This is a genomic window from Pseudomonas sp. R76, assembly GCF_009834565.1.
Lineage (GTDB): Bacteria > Pseudomonadota > Gammaproteobacteria > Pseudomonadales > Pseudomonadaceae > Aquipseudomonas.
Genome location: NZ_CP019428.1, coordinates 2,987,802 through 3,005,103, shown reverse-complemented (window position 1 = coordinate 3,005,103; position 17,302 = coordinate 2,987,802). Strand labels below are relative to the sequence as shown.

Below are 17,302 nucleotides of genomic sequence, written 5' to 3'. Positions count from 1 at the left end.
GCCTGCGATGCAGACACCGCGGTCTTTCAGTCACACCGAGGTGCAGCCATCGCAGGCAAGCCAGCTCCCACACCTGAACGGTATTAAAGGTCTACTTAATGGGGCTACATTAAAACTTATTCCACTGATCCTCGGCCTGATTGCCAAAAATCACATAAGCATTGCTGTTGTTGGTGCCATAAGACGTGACATGACGGCTGGAATTCGCATCCAAACGGTGGTCACTGCGTAGCGCCCTATAACCCTGCTCTGTGAAGTCCTTCCACATCCCGGCCGGCGTGCCGCGACGAGCATCGCCACCGCGTGTGATGCCTTCCAGGTCGCCGTTATCCGAGTACTTGCCACGACTTTTACCGGTTGAGGTCAACGAGGTGTCGATCCAGTTGAGGACACGGGCGGCATTGAAAGCGGCGTCCGCCCTGGACTCTGGATCAGGATTATTGGCAGTCCAGTCACCCAGGCGCTCATAGGCCAATTCACGCTTAATATCTTTTTGAAAGCCCAGGTTTTTCAAAATGGGGTTGTCATTAATGATCTGCTCGGCGCTACGGTGATCGCCCTCAGGCCGTTTGACGTTCTGCTGAGGAACAAAATGCTGGTTCCTCTCGCTGCGGTAGTTGGGCATACCGATATCAGCAGCGACGCTCGTGGGGCTACTCGCGGAGTAGGCGCCTACGCTGACGTTCGCGGTGGAGACCGTAGGCAGTGCTGGAAGGGAAGTCGTCATCTTAAGTACTACTCTTCGTTATTTATGATAAGAACCCACTGTCAAAGCCAGTGCGAAAAGTGATTGGTACCTGAAAGCAGTTCGGTTCCCTCTGCATCCGACGCGCAGGTATGAGGAAATATGTGTGCATAGTTAAAGGCCAGCAATCCATATCCCTTTAATTTGCAGGACGTTTCCTAGACAATCCTTTGGCCTTGCGCCTGCTCATTCCACTGGCTAGCCTTCGCTCTGTCGCTGCATATCAGCGATCGGGTGTGAGAACCTGTGAACCAGTAGGCGCCAAGCGCCGCAACCGCGAGCAACATGCTCTATGGCGGCTGTGTGCAGGCAGACTTCGGTCTGGCTGGAGTCCTACTGTCCGGTATTCTCACCCTGCACATAGCTGCCACCCTTTTGTCGAGTGAGACCGACATCCGGATGGCTCCTTTTTCAGTAGGAATATCCGCATGACCAAAATCGTCCCAGACCCACCCCGCGAAATCTTCGAGCGCGCCCTGAGCCACTATCTACAACCCGACTCACCGCCCGCGTTCACCGTGCATCACGACCTCAGCTTCGAAGACGCCCTCGCCCAACTCTGCGACCTGTTGCGCTGCGCTGCCGCCACCGCCGCCGTTTCCACCCAAGCGCTGACCGGCGATCAACGCGACATTGCCGGCGCCACCGAGCACCTGATCAACCAGGCCAAAACCCTCGCCGACCGCGCACTGAACTGCCTGCACGCCGCATAACCCCTGTGGGAGCTGGCTTGCCTGCGATGGCAGCACCTCGGTCTTTCTGTCACACCGAGGTGCTGCCATCGCAGCATAGGTATCGACACAACTTTCAAAGGCCGCCACATCCCTCTGTGGCGAGCGGGCTCGCCCCGCGTTGGGCTGCGCAGCAGCCCCATTACAGGCGCAGAGGTCATCCAGAGAGGACTCGGTCGTCAGGTTTTGGGGCCGCTTCGCAGCCCAACGCGGGGCAAGCCCGCTCGCCACAAAAGCTCGGCTGTGACAGTTGATCTGGGTCAGCTGCGGGCACCGAGTCTGCTTTTACAGGTAAACTCCCCTCCTTTTCATCTTCTCCACGGAGTTCGCCTTGCGTCTGTTCCACACCTCCGACTGGCACCTCGGCCAAAACCTGCATGGCCAGGAACGCGACTTCGAACACGCCTGTTTTCTTGAGTGGCTACTGGGCCAGTTAACAGCCCATCAGCCGGATGTACTGCTGATCGCCGGCGATATCTTCGACACGGTCAACCCGCCGCTCAAGGCCCAGGAGCGTCTGTATGACTTCATCATCAGCGCCCACGAACAAAACCCCACACTCACGATTGTGATGATCGCCGGCAACCACGATTCCGGTTCGCGCATCGAATTGCCCGCGCCGTTGATGCGCCGCCTGCGCACCCATGCGCTGGGTCGCGTGCTGTGGCTGGATGATGGCCAGCTGGATGCCGAGCGCCTGCTGATCCCGCTGCCTGACGCCAAGGGCAAGATCGCCGCCTGGTGCCTGGCGCTGCCGTTTTTGCGCCCGGCGGAAGTCACCGGCGCGCACTTGGGCGATGATTACCTGCGCGGTATCGGCCAGGTGCATGAATGGCTGATCGCCGCCGCGAATGCCAAACGCAAGAAAGGCCAGGCGCTGATTGCCATCAGCCATGCGCATATGGCTGGCGGTTCGGTGTCGGAAGACTCCGAGCGCAGCCTGATCATCGGCAATGCCGAGGCGCTGCCGGCCACACTGTTCGACAAAAGTGTCGGCTATGTTGCCCTTGGCCACTTGCACAAGCCGCAAAAGGTCAATGGCGAAGAGCGCATTCGCTACAGTGGCTCGCCGATTCCGCTGTCGTTTTCCGAAATCGGCTACAAGCACCAGGTGCTCGACGTGACGTTCCAGGGCCAATGCCTGGTGAGTGTCGAACCGCTGCTGATCCCCCGCTCGGTCGACCTGCAACGCCTGGAAGCCGCGCCGCTGGCGGATATCCTCACGCAGTTGGCGCAGCTGCCCGACGTCGACCTGCTCGCCGAAACCCAACGCCACCCGTGGCTGGAAGTCCGCGTGCGCCTCGACGAACCGCAGCCAGACCTGCGCCAGCAAATCGAAAGCGCCTTGCAGGGCAAGGCCGTGCGGCTGGTGCGCATTGCCGCCGAATACGCCGGCAATCGCGGCAGCGACGCCACCGACGATGAGCGCCTGATCGAACTCGACCAGCTCACGCCCCAGGAACTGTTCAGCCGCGCCTGGCAGGACAACTACGGCAGTGAAGTGGATGAACAAACCTTGAAGGACTTCGCCGTGCTGCTCCAGGAAGTGCAACAGGAGGGCGAACAGCCATGAAGATCCTCGCCATCCGCCTGAAAAACCTCGCCTCGCTGGCGGGGCCGTTTGAAATCGACTTTACCGCCGAGCCATTGGCCAGCGCCGGGTTGTTCGCCATTACCGGGCCGACCGGCGCGGGTAAAAGTACTTTGCTGGATGCATTGTGCCTGGCGCTGTTTGGCGCGGTGCCGCGCCTGGGTGACACCGGCCAGGCAAAAATGCCGGATGCCGACAGCGATATTTCCATCGGCGACCCGCGCACCTTGCTGCGACGCGGCACCGGCGGCGGTTATGCCGAGGTGGATTTTGTCGGCGTCAGCGGCCGTCGCTACCGCGCGCGTTGGGAAGCCAACCGCGCCCGCGACAAGGCCAGCGGCAAGTTGCAGAACAGCCGGCAAAGCCTGATCGACCTCGACAGCGACCAACTGCTGGCCAGCCAGAAGACCGAATACAAAACCCAGCTGGAACTGGCCCTGGGCCTGAATTTCGAGCAGTTCACCCGTGCGGTGTTGCTGGCGCAAAGCGAGTTCAGTGCGTTCCTGAAGGCCAATGACAACGAGCGCAGCGAACTGCTCGAAAAGCTCACCGACACCGCGCTCTACACCCAGCTGGGCCGCCGCGCCTTCGACAAGGCCAAGGATGCCAAGGACGCGCACAAACAGCTGCAAGACCAGGCCACCGGCGTGGTGCCCCTGGCTGGCGAAGCGCGTGCCGAACTCGATCAGCAGTTGGCAGACGCCCAGCAGCAGCTCAAGACTCAACAAGCCCAGCTCAAGCAGTTGGAGTTGCAGCACACCTGGCTCAAGGAACTGCGCGAGTGGCAGGAACGCCAGCACAGTGCGACTGAGCAACTGCAACGCGCGCAAGCCGATTGGGAGAGCCAGGGCCCGCAGCGCCAGGACTTGAGCCGCCTGGAACAACTGGCGCCGCAACGCCATCAATTTGCTCGACAGGCTGAACTTGGCACCCTGCTGACGCCACTCGCCGCGCAGATTCAGCAGCACCTTGAGCAGCAAACCGCGCTGCATACCCGTCAGGAGCAGGCGCAACAACAGCTAGCGGCTGCCCAGGCGGCACTGGCTGACGCGCTTAAACACCAGGCCGACGCCGTGCCCTTGCTGCGTCAGGCGTTTGAAGAACAAAGCACCCTCGCCCACCTGACCAAGGACTTGGCCAAACGCAGCGAGGACAAGCAGCAACAGGAAAGCGCCTGTAGCGAAGGCCAAGCGTTGTTGAAGGGCTTGCAGGACAAGCACAGCCACGTCGCCGAACGCTTGCAGCGCCTGGCCGCCGAGCTTGAGCGCAGCGCCCCGTTGGCGCCGCTGAGCGATGCCTGGGGCGCTTACCGCGACCGCCTGCAACAGCTGATGGTCATTGGCAGCCGCCTGAAAAAAGGCCAGGAAGAACTGCCGCAGCTCGAGCAACGCGCCACCCGCGCCGCCGAGCAATTCGCCCAGCAACGCGACGCGTTGGACCTGCTGTATCAGGAAGCCGGCGCCGAGCCACACGCGGTCACCGAACAGATCCAGCTGCTCGCCAGCCTCCTGCAGGACAATCGCAAGCAGCAACGCGCCTTTGAAGCGCTGACGCGCCTGTGGGAAAGCCAGCAACAGCTGGATCAACAGAGCGCCGGCCTCACGCAAAAACTCGCGGACGCGCAGCAGCAGCGCGAACAACTGAACCAGACCGGCCTGCAAACCAAGGCCGAGCTGACCGTCGCCGAGCAAACCTTGACGGTGACCAAGCAACTGCTGGAGCGCCAACGTTTGGCCCGCAGTGCCAGCGTCGAAGAGTTGCGCGAGCAGTTGCAGGATGACCAGCCATGCCCGGTGTGTGGCAGCCATGAGCACCCCTATCACCAGCCCGAAGCCTTGCTGCACAGCCTCGGCCGGCATGACGAAAACGAAGAGGCCACGGCGCAGAAAGCCGTCGACCTGCTCAAGGAAAAGCTCACCGAGCTGCGCGGCGAAGTCGGCGGTTTGATCGCCCAGCAAAAGGAATACCTGCAACAGCAGGAGCAACTGGCGACGCAGCAACAAGCGCTCAAGCCAAGCCTGGACGCGCACCCGCTGGCGGCCTCGCTGTTCAATCAGGATGCCGCCCAGCGCAGCGCCTGGCTGGCCCAGCAATTGGCACAACTGACGCAAAGCATCACTCAGGACGAGCAACGCCAAGGCGCCCTGCTCAACCTGCAACAAAATGCCGGGCGTTTGCAGCAGCAACTGCAAGCCGCCCAGGACGCGAGCCAGCAAGCGCGGCAGTTGCTGGTGGACCAGCAGCGCGAGCTGTCCAACGACCGCGAACGCCTCGACGAAGAACTCAACGCCTTCGCCAGCCTGTTGCCCGCCGACACCCTTGAAGGCCTGCGCCGCGAACCGGCCGCGACCTATATGCAACTCGACCAGCAGGTCAGCCAGCGCCTGGAACAGTTGGGCCATCAGCGCGACGAACTGGCTGAACAGCAGGAACGCCAGCAGGCCATCGAGAAACAACAAACCCATCAGCAGCATCGCCAACAGCAACTGGATGCATTGCTCCAGCAGGTCACCGAGCTGGCCAGCCAACAACAGGCGGCCCAGGCAAAACTCAGTGCCCTGCTGGGCGATCACGCCAGTGCCGAACAGTGGCAACAGCAGTTGGATCAGGCGGTGGCGCAGTCACGTCAGAGCGAAACCGACGCCAATCAACAGCTGCAAGACATTCGTGGCGCCTTGATTCAACTGGCCGCCGACCTCAAGGCCCAACAGGAACGCCAAGAGGCACTGAGCGCCGAGCAGCACAACCTCGGCGAGCGCTTGAGTGAATGGCGCACGCTGCACCCCGAACTGGATGACGACGGGCTGACGCGTTTGCTGGCCTTCGATGACAGCCAGGTCAGCGCATTGCGCCAGCAGTTGCAACACAGCGAAAAAGCCGTGGAACAGGCCAAGGTGCTGCTGCAAGAGCGTGAACAACGCCTGGCCGAACACCAGGCCCTGCACAACGGCAACCTGGAAGCCGAACAACTCGAAAGCACCTTGGCTGCGCTCAATCAACAGTTGGCCGACAGCGAGAAACACTGCGCCGAACTGCGCGCACGCCAGCACGAGGACCAACGCCGACAGGACGCCAACCACGCCCTGACCGAACAGATCACCAAGGCCTACGAAGAATGGCAGCGTTGGGCACGCCTGAATGCGCTGATTGGCTCGGCCACCGGCGACACCTTCCGCAAGATCGCCCAGGCCTACAACCTCGACTTGCTGGTGCACCACGCCAACGTGCAATTGCGCCAACTGGTGCGCCGCTATCGCCTCAAACGCGGCGGCAGCATGCTCGGGCTGTTGGTGATGGACACGGAAATGGGCGATGAACTGCGCTCGGTGCATTCGTTGTCGGGTGGCGAGACCTTTTTGGTCTCGTTGGCATTGGCCTTGGGCCTGGCGTCGATGGCTTCCAGCACGTTGAAGATTGAGTCGCTGTTTATCGACGAAGGCTTTGGCAGCCTCGACCCCGAGTCGCTGCAATTGGCGATGGACGCCTTGGACGGCTTGCAGGCCCAAGGCCGCAAGGTGGCGGTGATTTCCCACGTGCAGGAAATGCACGAGCGCATCCCGGTGCAGATCCAGGTCAAGCGCCAGGGCAATGGCTTGAGCACCCTGGAGGTCAAGTGAGCCAGGCGCTGCTGTATTCGTTTCGGCGCTGCCCGTATGCGATGCGGGCGCGCCTGGCGCTGCGCTATTCAGGCGTGGCGGTGCAGATCGTCGAAGTGAGCCTCAAGGCCAAGCCGGCCCAGATGCTTGCACTGTCGCCCAAGGGCACGGTGCCGGTGCTCTGCGTGGGCGATCGGGTGATCGACGAAAGCCTGGAGATCATGCAATGGGCGCTGGCGCAGCACGATCCCGAGGATTGGTTGCTGGGCGGTGACCCGTCGGCGCTGGAACTGATCGCCGAGAATGATCACGTGTTCAAGCATCATTTAAATCGATACAAATACGCCGAGCGTTACCCGCAACAGCCGATGGAACATTATCGCGCCGAGGGCGAGGGGTTTTTGCGCAGGCTGGAAGGGTTGCTTGCGCAGAACGACTATTTGTTGGCCGATCATGTGAGCTTGGCCGATGCAGCACTGGCGCCGTTTGTGCGCCAGTTTGCGCATGTGGATCGCGAGTGGTTTGCGCAGGCTGCGTATCCGAAGTTGCAACAATGGCTAAAGCATTTTTTGGCCAGCGCATTATTTCTCGACGTAATGAAAAAGACTCTTTAAAACAAAAGGTCGACATTTTAATCATTAATAAACACGCCGATAATTATCCCGTTACTTATTTATTACCGCGCAACAACTCACAATAATTACTTGCTCGCTCAGCCCGCAAAAATAGCTACTATCCGCCGATCGAACTGCCCCGTTAGTTAGGGGACATTCAACGTGTCAATCCGAGGAGTGTAGTGTGAGTTCAATATCAGCGCGTTCAGTTATCAGTAGTTACATGGCCCCGTTGACTGCCCCCCTGCCAAAGGCTGTACCACCTCCTGTTCATATAACCCATGATCAAGTCCAGAGCGCGCAGAAGTTAAAGCATCACAGCCGGGCCAGACCACTTTCCTCTGCGTCTCCCCTTCAAACGCCGCCGTCAGATCGAACCGAAAACACGCTGCCTGCGCTATCCACTGACCCCCTTGGCGACGCTGTGCGCCAGCAGTTTTCCGGGCGCCCCACGCTGCGATCAGTCGTATCAGAATTACTGCGTGAGACCCTGCGCAACAGCACCGGCAACGAGGATATCGACATCAGCCACCTCGTCATCAGCGAACCCGACCCGCATAACCCCACCCGGAACACACAGACCCCGCTTGTGGAACTCGCCCTTGACTATCTGGTGAATGGCACGGCATTGGATTTCACCGGTGACCGTACACTGGTCGACACACGCTCGCGCCAGACACAAGGTGCTACGGTTTCAACCGTTAACACGCTGCCAATAGACCTGCGCGCACTCGAACAGGCCGTGCGTCGTTTAACCACCCAGCTCCAACCTGCCTTTATCAGCAGCGTGGTGAGCTATTGGAACAGCCCGGCGCAGGCGGCGCCCGCCAAGGGGCAAGAAACCACCGGCCCAGCCATCAGTCGCAGGCAATGGTTCAGCGATATCCTGCGAGACAACCTGCGCATCTCCGGGTTGAAACATCCAGGCTTGGACGATGTGCAACGCGAGACCCTGGACCAGGTGGTGAGATACCCCGATCAATCCGTGCGGCCTGAATCAGAGGGCGCAACCAAAGCGTCGGTATTCACCCTCAACACCGGCTTGAAACACGACCCGGATTCGTGGGACGCCTATTCGGACGAACTCTTGATTGTAAGGACTGTGGGAAACCGGCAGGTGGTTATGCTGTACACACCCAATGGAGACATCACACCCTACGACTCTCTCCAGGATTTCCAGCGCGCCTGGGAGCAACGCCTTGACCAACAGTTCCCGCTCGATCAATTGAAGTTTGGCCTTGAAGAGCCGCCGGGGTCGATCTTCGATACCCAGGCTGACAACATTCTGCATGACAGCCTGCGCAAACTCTCCACGCTGGCCACTCCCGATCCCGGGCAGGGCACACACGACCTGGCGGGGCAGTTTTCCCGGGCAAGCGACCCTGCCGCAGGCTTTGTTACCGCGACCAAGGCGGACCCACAGGTGCTTGAGCAAACCCAAAAGCGCCTGCCGCAATGGCTGCGCCATGCCAACGACCGTGATCGTTATGCCTACCGCACTCTGGGCCTGCAATTAGCCAGTACCCTGCAGCGTAATCAAGGGCGTTCGTACGACCATGGCATCCCGGACATCACCCAGTTTGCGCAGCAGCAGCTCGATGCAAAATTGCCGAAGGGGTATGCCGCCCAGGACGTGAGCGTGGTCTTCAAGGTTGCAGTGGGGGACCTGGGCAGCGGCTACATCGAACGTGTGCCCATGAGCCTGACCAAGATGGCGCTGGAGAACCTTGCGGGCTTGCCGAAAGGCGAAATGGAGGTGTACCACAACGGCCGGCGCGTGCCTGAATTGGAGAGCGGTGACAGGCTCAAGAAGCTGGTGCAGGAAGTCGACATCGGGAAAAACTATCCGGAGCTGATTAAACGCACGCTAGTGGGCAAGGGCCAGGATACGCAAGAACGTCGTTCGCTGTTTGCCGAACAGTTGGCAGTCGAGTTACCCCTGCAGGCCCTGGAACTCGCCCTGCAGAAAGACTCCGGCTTCAGCGCCCGCAGTTACCGTTACGTCGAAGCGATCGTCAGCCCCGGCGCCGGAAAAAAACGCGCAGATGGCCAGGAAATCGTCATTCGGCCCCTGGCGTTCCGGCGCACACCCAACGCGCAGCCCGACGTTGTCGACAACATGTTTTTGATCGAACCCAAGGACACCACAGTCGGCCCGCATGTCCTTTATCGCCCGTTAACCGACACGCCGTTGCTGGAGTTCCCCACACGAGCGGCGTTGATGGAGGCCATTGCGCAACCGGGCACCTTGCAAACAACCGTGCTCGCCTGGCTGCGTGACCAAAAGACGCGTGACGTCTACACACATAACGGGTTTCGGGAGCCGCATGCTCAGCAGTTCCTCCAGGGCGATGAGTTCCGAACCTATGAAGCGCCACGGCCCGCAACGCTGGCAACAGAGGGCTATGACACCGCAGACTCGCTGCTTGAGGGCCTGCATGACGGCAAGCTGATGGACCACTTGTACGACGCCAACGCCCACAGCCTGACGAGCCTCGCCGAAGAGCAATCGGTGTCGAACAGCGAAAGCCGCTGGGCCTCTCTCAAGGAAGGCGGGTTCCTGGTACTCAATGCCGTGCTGCCTGCGCTACGTACACCGGGCATGGCGTTGGGCGCCATGCTGCAGCTGGACGCGATCCAGAATGACCTTGAGACGCTGGATGACGATAAGAAAAAGGATAAATCAGCGGCGGTGGTGGATCTGTTACTGAACATGATGTTTGCCCTCTCGCCGCTCAGCACGCACGAGGCCCCACACAGCCTCGGCGAGGACCGTCATATGGCCGACAGGTTCCCGAATACGGTCGAGGACGCGCCCGTCACCGCAGACACGCCCCCTGTCAGGCGGGTGCCGGACGATATCAACCATGCGCTGCAATTTCCTCACGTGCACCCACGCACGCGGCTGGTGGACCTGATCAATTCGTTCGAAGTACCGCAACCACCCCACCCCGGCCTCCCGATCGCGAAAGGACGGCTCGCGGGCCTGTATAGAATCGACGGGAAGTTGCATGCCAAAGCCAACGAGAAATGGTATCGGGTAGGTGCTGACCTGGACCAGGTGTTCCTGCTTGACGATAACGACAAGTGCCGCACAGGCCCGTTTCTGAAACCCACGGTCGACGGCAGCTGGGAATTCAAGCCTGTCGAGCGTCTCAACGGTGGCCAGAGAACCTCTGCCGATGACAACGACATCCAGACGCGGTATGAATCACTGAAGACCGATATGGCGGCATTGGATAAAAAGCTCGAATTTTCGAAGAGCCTTCTGTCAAAAACACTCGACACCTATATAAAAAACCGCACGCAGCTACTGGCGCGGTGGCAGGCGGTTGACCCTAACGTGCCTGAGAGTGAGGCCCATAGCCGTTATCAGGAACAACTGAAACTGACCACAGCGTCTCGAACGCAACTCAACAGGATGCTCGAAACCCACCGCTCGAATTTAAAACTCAGCGGCGACCTGAAGCGCTCCGCGGTCGACATCCTGACGCCCAAGAAAAGCACGGAAAAATCCTCATTCTTTCAGGCGCAGCGCTCCGAGCTATTTCTGAAATTATTTGAGGAGCAACGAGCCCTTCAAAAGGTCTATCAAACCCTCGCTGGAGAAAGCCAGCATGCTTCGGATGGCGAACCTCTGACCAGGATTATCCAGAACGTCAAAGATCCAAATTCAAGCGGCTATCAAAAATTTGTCGCGACCCTGGACAATACGGTTGATCAGAAAGAGCAGATGCTGCGCTACCTTGGCGAGCGCTCGGCACTTCTTGACGAGTGGGCAAGTGACTCGCCTATCGGCAGAGAACACGCCAGGTCTATGGTCGAGCGGCTGAATGCCGAGAAGGCATTGCTGATCCCCGATGCAAACATCAGGGATAAAATAGCGCTCGCCAAAGACACGCTCAACCGAGCACAGCAAGCGCTCGCATCCGACCCTTCGAACGATCAATTGCGTGCCGATAAAGACGACGCTGAGCTGCGTACACTTAAGTTGACCAGCGAGCTGAAAATCACTCAACTCAACGCTGAATTGGCCATTAATAAAGCCAACATCAAACTCAGAAAAGGCCAACAGAAAGCGCTGATCGAACTCAGCGACCGGAAAACAGCCTTGGCGGTGTTGATGGTCAAAGCCCAACTGACACTTGAACAATGTGATACCCGCTTGCAGCTCAGCGATGCAAGGCGCGCACTGAGCAACGACCCTGCCAATACCCGGCTCAAAGACGACATCAGGCTGACGCAAAAGAAACTCGAAGAGATCAAGCAACAACTTGCCATGCCCGACGTCATTGATGAGCTGGCCAGTGATCGAAAATACACGCGCGTGGATCAAGACAAAATCCCGGCAACCACCCACAACGAAGCGCTCAATCTGAAGCTGAATACGTTAGGGTCGCTTAGAGAGCTGAGCCTGAACAAAGCGAATCAAGCGACTTACCCGCCGGCAGAACTCGCCATCGGCACGCGTATCAGCCAGCGGCCGTTGGCGCCTATCGTGAAGCTCCATTGGGAGCTGCTCAACGAGACTGACGTTTCAGAGGCAAAACGCCGGTCGCAACTGACGCAGCTGATTGACACGTATGAAAGCCTGTTGGAAGACTGCCGCCAGCTCCAGGCCAGCCATTCGGTCATCATTCGCCCAAAATACAATGACCTGCTGATCAAGCGCCTGGGAGAGCTGCTCGATCATGCCAAACAGCAGCAAGACATACTGAACCAGGCAGAAAGGGACAGCGCCTTGAACCTGGCCTCCTCGTCGGGTCATTCACAAAACCGACAATCGCCTATTGATCGCAAACAACCGGACTCTCCAACGCGTACACCCTCGCCCACTGAGATACACAAAGAAGAAGCTGCCGAGCCGGCTGTGAACACCCCGCCCCCCGTGCAACCTGCGGCGCCAAAGCCATCGCTCAAAGCCTTGAAGGCTCAGGGGCAAGCGTTGATCAAACAATGGGAGCAACAGGAACGGTTAGTGTTGCACGAGAAAAAGAAACTCAAACAACCTGACGAACTGCAAAAGATCAAACCGCTTGATTGGGACCACATGCTGCGAGAGCCGGCGTCGAACCTGCTTGAACTGGCCAACAAGACCGAAGCAACACACGGCGATGATCCGGCGTGTGCACAGCTTGTCGAGCAATGGCGCACGCGTGCTGAAGCGATGCACAAAAGCACCTGCGAACATGTGCGAGACGCCTACGTTCTACAGGCGCCCTCTGCCGCCAATGTCGCTTACCTGTTCGATCAGCATCTGGTCACCCTGAAACCTGTAGGTCGGGTATTTCCTACCCGAGCGGGTGATGTATTCACTGAATACGTGGTGCGCGACATCCGGGAACCTCATAACGTCCTCTGGTATGCACACTTCCACTACGCGACCGAAGAAGACGCGCTGACACGTCCCGCCAGCCATACGTTTGCGCACCTGAAATTACCCAGCCAACAAAAACTGACCCAGAAGGACTTGAACATGGCGGCAGGAAAAAACACGCCCGCCGATAAAATTGAAGATGCGAGAATTCGCGCACCGCCGGATGAGATATACCTCAACGCCAAACCCTAGGGCATGGCTGCACTCACCCGATACACAAACGCCAAACCACTGGAACGCGAGCATCTGCGTTCCAGTGGTTTGGCGTTTGGCGTGTGCCGCGTCAATCAACGCTCATTGCTGGGCTTTGTGATCCAGTGCGGCGTAGAAGTTGGCACTTTGTTGCAGGTATTTCTGGGTGTAGGCGCTGGTGCTGGATTTTTTACCGGCAACGTCCACGCTGGCGGCGGCTGGCAATGCCACAGTGGCGGAAACAGCGGAAGCGGCGATGATGGAGAAGAGGTTCAAGTTCATGTCGGTAACCCTTGTGTTCGTTCGTTTAGGTGGCCGGGGAAGGCCTTGGAACCCAACTTACGCCCGAGGGCTGAACCTTAGAAATGCTTTGAAACAGTAGCCGCTATTAATAGAATTAATACTGAGGGTCAGGCCCCGCACTGCGGGGCCTGTGGCTTATTGACGCACCAGGAACTTGAGGTCGCTGGGGGCATCAATCGGCAATTTCTGCACGGTTTTACCCAGCAGGCCGGTCTTGGGGTCACGTTCGACCACCACAATTTGATTGCTCTTCTGGTTGGCGATCAGCAAAAACTTGCCGCTCGGGTCCAGGCTGAACTCGCGCGGGTGGTCGCCTTCAACCGAACGGCGCTGCAGTTCCTTGAGGTGTGCGGTGGCCGGGTCGATGCTGAACACCAGCACTTGGTTAGCGGTGCCACGATTGCTCACGTAGAGGAATTTGCCGTCACTTGAAGCGTGCACAGCTGCACCCGCTTTGTCGGACACCGGTTGCCCGGCAGCAAACTCTACCAGCTGGGTCTGGCTGAGCTTGCCGTCGTTGTAGTCGTATACCGCAACCTGCGCGCTCATCTCGGTGGTCAGCCAGGCATGCTTGCCATCGGCGCTGAACAGCAAGTGACGCGGGCCACTGCCCGGTTGCAACTGCACAAAGGACGGATCGGCCGGGGTCAATGGCAGTTCGTGGTTGGCCTTGGGGTCATAGTGGTAGGCAAATACCTTGTCGGCGCCCAAGTCCTGCACGAACACGTATTTGCCGTCTGGCGATGACACCACCGAGTGCACGTGGTTGGAGGCCTGGCGCTCAGGGTTCACGCGACTGGACGGATGCCCGCTGAGTTGCACCGGCGCCGACATCTTGCCATTGGCGTCGACCGGCAGCACCGCAAGGCTGCCACCCGGGTCTTCGAGCACCGAATAGTTGGCCACGAACAGGTAGCGGCCATCGGCGGCGAGGCTGGAATGGGTCGGCTCATTGCCCAGGCTCTGCACCTGGTTGATCAGGCTGAGCTGATGATTCTGCGGGTCGATGCTGTAACTGCTGACACGGCCGACCGGGTCTTTCTGGCCTGGGCCGTTTTCGTTGACCACAAACAGGTGCTTCTGGTCTTTGGAAATCGTCAGCCACGAAGGGTTGGCCGCTTTGGCCGCCAGCACAGGCGTGCCACTGAATTGACCGGTACGGCTGTCAAATTGTAGGCGGTAGATACCTTCGCTGGTGCCTGCGGTGTAGCTGCCCACCAGCAGTTCATAGGTGTCGGCCGGCGCGGCTTGCACCGACATCGCACCGACACTGCCTGCCATGAGCAGGGGCCAGAATTTACGCATCATCATCCGCTTCGTCCTCATCATTATTGTTGCCGGTGACGCCGCTCATGCAGACCAGGCGATGCTCGCCCGAGTCACCGGTAAGGGTCCAGCTTTGCAACGATTGATCAAAGATCGCCGCGTTGACCTGCTCCAGGCTGAAACTCCAACGTTTCTCGGCACGACCGTCCATGCAGATGATCAGCAACTTCTGGTCGTCCAGGCTGAAGTCAAAGGTGTGCAGCCCATCGATTTCAACCATCTGGCAGTCTTTAACAGCGTCGAGCAAGGTAGCGGTGTCAGCAGTCATGGCAGTCAATCATTTGGGGAAAGTGCCAATGATAGCCCACGCCGTACAGGTTGGACCTGGAATTAATGTGGGAGCGGGCTTGCTCGCGAAAGCGGCGTATCAGTCACCCAATACATAGACTGAACCACCGCATTCGCGAGCAAGTCGAATCGTCGCACCGCCGCTCCCACAATTTGACCACTAGTGGGCAAACAACGAATTGCCCTTCTGCCCCGCCAGTTTCTCCGGCTTGATCAGGAAACGCGCCAGCGCCGGCAACAGCCACAGCGCGCCGAACATGTTCCACAGCAGCATGAAGGTCAGCATCAGGCCCATGTCGGCCTGGAACTTGATCGCCGAGAAGATCCAGGTGCATACGCCGATTGCCAGGCACAGGCCGGTGAACAGCACGGCTTTACCGGTGGACTTGAGCGTCTGGTAATAGGCTTCCTGCAACGGCAGGCCGGCCCGCAGGAAACTCTCCAGGCGGCTGTAGATGTAGATGCCGTAGTCCACGCCAATCCCCACCCCCAGCGCCACCACCGGCAAGGTCGCTACCTTGACGCCGATGCCCATGAACGCCATCAGCGCGTTGCCCAGCACCGAGGTCAGTACCAGCGGCAGCACGATGCACAGGGTCGCCGCCCACGAGCGGAAGGTGATCATGCACATGGTGGCCACGCACAGGTACACCAGGATCAGGATGGTCAGCTCGGACTCCTTGATCACCTCGTTGGTGGCGGCCTCGATCCCGGCGTTACCGGCGGCGAGGATGAACTCCAGGCCGTCCTTGTTATTTTCCTTGGCGAAGTCCTGCACCGCATGCACCGCGCGGTCGAGGGTTTCGGCCTTGTGGTCGTTGAGGAACACCAGCACCGGCGCCAGCGAGCAATTGTTGTTGTACAGGCCATCGGCGCGGGCGATGGAATTGTTTAATACGTCGGGGTTACGCGACAGGGTTTCCCATTTCAGGTTGCCCTCGTTCATGCCCTTGATCATCTGCTTGGACACGGTCACCAACGAGATCGCCGACTGCACGCCTTCGGTGTTCTGCATCTTCCACATCAACTGGTCGATGGGCGCCATGGCTTCATAGCGCGAGCAGCCTTCGGCCTTTGTCTTGACCATCACCACCAGCACGTCGGAACTGGTGGAGTAGTTGCTGATGATGAAGTTGTTGTCTTTGTTGTAGCGCGAGTCAGGGCGCAGTTCCGGCGCGCCTTGGTCGAGGTCGCCGATTTTCAGGTTCTGGCTGTACCAGAGGCCGCCACCGAAGGCGATCAGCGCCAACAGGATCGACACCGGCGCGACTTTGGGGCTGGCGAATTTGGACAGCAGGCGCCAGAACGGGTGTTCGCGGTGCGCGTCCTTTTTGCTCTTGGCGATGGCGCGTTTGCTGATGCCGACGTAGGAAATCGCCACCGGCAGCAGGATCAGGTTGGTGAACACGATCACCGCTACGCCGATGGAAGCGCCGATGGCCAGCTCGCGGATCACGCCGATGTCGATGATCAGCAGCGTGATAAAGCCCACTGCGTCAGCAAGGATCGCGATCATGCCCGGCAGGAACAGTTGCCGGAACGTGCGACGGGCCGCCGTCAGCGCGTTGTCAGCCTCGCTCGATTGCAGCGCGATGCCGTTGATCTTCTGCACGCCGTGGGAAATACCGATGGCGAAGATCAGAAACGGCACCAGCATCGAATACGGATCGAGGCCAAAACCAAAGAAGTGCATCAAACCGAGTTGCCACACCACCGCCACCAGCGTGGTGCTCAACACCGCCACGGTGCTGCGCAGGCAGTTGGTGAACCACAACAGCAGGATCAGGGTGATGACGAACGCGATGCCGAAGAACATCACCACCATCACCAGGCCGTCGATCAGGTCGCCGACCTTCTTGGCGAAGCCGACGATGTGGATCTTGACGTTGGGGTTTTGCGCTTCGAATTTGTCACGGATCTTGTCTTCAAGCTCATGGGAGAACTTGCGGTAGTCCAGGGCGAGTAATTTGCCTTGGTCTTGCGGGTCCGGGTAGGACTCCAGCAGCGGGATGTCGACGATGCTCGACTTGAAGTCGTTAGCCACCAGGCGCCCGACCTGGCCGGACTTGAGCACGTTATTGCGCAGTTGGTCGAGGCTTTGCGGCGAGCCGTTGTAGCTTTGCGGGATCACTTCACCGCCGGCAAAGCCTTCCTCGGTGACTTCGGTCCAGCGCACGCTGGGGCTCCACAGCGACTTGAGGCCCGAGCGGTCGACGCCGGAGATGTAGAACACCTCGTCGTTGATCTGGCGCAGGGTCTCCATGTATTCCTTTGAAAAGATATCGCCGTCCTTGGCCTCCACCGAGATGCGCACCGTATTGCCCAGGTTGGCCAGGTCGTTGCGGTGTTCCATCATCTTTTCGATGAAGGGGTGTTTGAGGGGGATCATCTTTTCAAAGCTGGTGGAGGGGCGAATCAACGTCGCCTGCCAGAACAGGAAAATGCTCACCAGCAGGCAGATGACGATAACTGCCGGGCGGTTGTTGAAGATCAGGCGCTCAAGAAAGGTCGCTTTATCGTTGTGATGACTGCTCATTCT

10 protein-coding genes are annotated in these 17,302 nt (G+C 59.1%); 5 read left to right on the top strand and 5 right to left on the bottom strand.

Annotated features, from left to right (window positions below):
• Nucleotides 1-109 precede the first annotated feature (109 nt).
• Nucleotides 110-727 (bottom strand): hypothetical protein, encoded by a 618-nt coding sequence (locus tag PspR76_RS31120; RefSeq protein WP_178119851.1) that lies wholly within the window; start codon nt 725-727, stop codon nt 110-112.
• Between the two features lie 446 nt (nt 728-1,173).
• On the opposite strand from PspR76_RS31120, the gene PspR76_RS13605 reads away from it, so the two are divergent.
• The 5 genes from PspR76_RS13605 (at nt 1,174) to PspR76_RS13585 (ending at nt 12,846) form a co-directional block, all read left to right on the top strand.
• The gene (locus PspR76_RS13605; RefSeq protein WP_174245623.1) at nt 1,174-1,458 is read left to right on the top strand and encodes a DUF6124 family protein; all 285 of its coding nucleotides are present in this window, start codon (nt 1,174-1,176) and stop codon (nt 1,456-1,458) included.
• A gap of 349 nt (nt 1,459-1,807) precedes the next feature.
• Entirely contained in the window at nt 1,808-3,049 is a 1,242-nt protein-coding gene (locus PspR76_RS13600; RefSeq protein ID WP_159955993.1) for an exonuclease SbcCD subunit D C-terminal domain-containing protein, read from the top strand.
• Nucleotides 3,046-6,684 carry an AAA family ATPase gene (locus tag PspR76_RS13595; RefSeq protein WP_159955991.1) on the top strand — a complete coding sequence of 1,213 codons (3,639 nt, stop codon included), beginning with the start codon at nt 3,046-3,048 and terminating at the stop codon, nt 6,682-6,684. The genes PspR76_RS13600 and PspR76_RS13595 overlap by 4 nt, the downstream gene beginning before the upstream one ends.
• Nucleotides 6,681-7,277, top strand: a complete 597-nt coding sequence (locus PspR76_RS13590; RefSeq protein WP_159955989.1) for a glutathione S-transferase — start codon at nt 6,681-6,683, stop codon at nt 7,275-7,277. The genes PspR76_RS13595 and PspR76_RS13590 overlap by 4 nt, the downstream gene beginning before the upstream one ends.
• Nucleotides 7,278-7,701: 424 nt before the next feature.
• Entirely contained in the window at nt 7,702-12,846 is a 5,145-nt protein-coding gene (locus PspR76_RS13585; RefSeq protein ID WP_159955987.1) for a hypothetical protein, read from the top strand.
• 102 nt (nt 12,847-12,948) lie between these two features.
• Here the strand turns inward: PspR76_RS13585 and PspR76_RS13580 are convergent, their stop codons facing one another.
• The 4 genes from PspR76_RS13580 to PspR76_RS13565 form a co-directional block, all read right to left on the bottom strand.
• On the bottom strand, nt 12,949-13,128 hold the full coding sequence (locus PspR76_RS13580) for a hypothetical protein (RefSeq protein WP_159955985.1): 180 nt from the start codon (nt 13,126-13,128) through the stop codon (nt 12,949-12,951).
• Nucleotides 13,129-13,284: 156 nt separating this feature from the next.
• A complete protein-coding gene (locus PspR76_RS13575) occupies nt 13,285-14,460 on the bottom strand; it encodes a lactonase family protein (protein WP_159955983.1) in 1,176 nt (391 codons plus the stop codon).
• Nucleotides 14,447-14,743 carry a DUF5629 family protein gene (locus PspR76_RS13570; protein WP_159955981.1) on the bottom strand — a complete coding sequence of 99 codons (297 nt, stop codon included), beginning with the start codon at nt 14,741-14,743 and terminating at the stop codon, nt 14,447-14,449. Before PspR76_RS13570 ends, PspR76_RS13575 begins: the two co-directional genes overlap by 14 nt.
• Nucleotides 14,744-14,923: 180 nt before the next feature.
• Nucleotides 14,924-17,299, bottom strand: coding sequence for an efflux RND transporter permease subunit (locus PspR76_RS13565; RefSeq protein ID WP_159955979.1), 2,376 nt, complete (start codon nt 17,297-17,299; stop codon nt 14,924-14,926).
• Nucleotides 17,300-17,302: the final 3 nt, after the last annotated feature.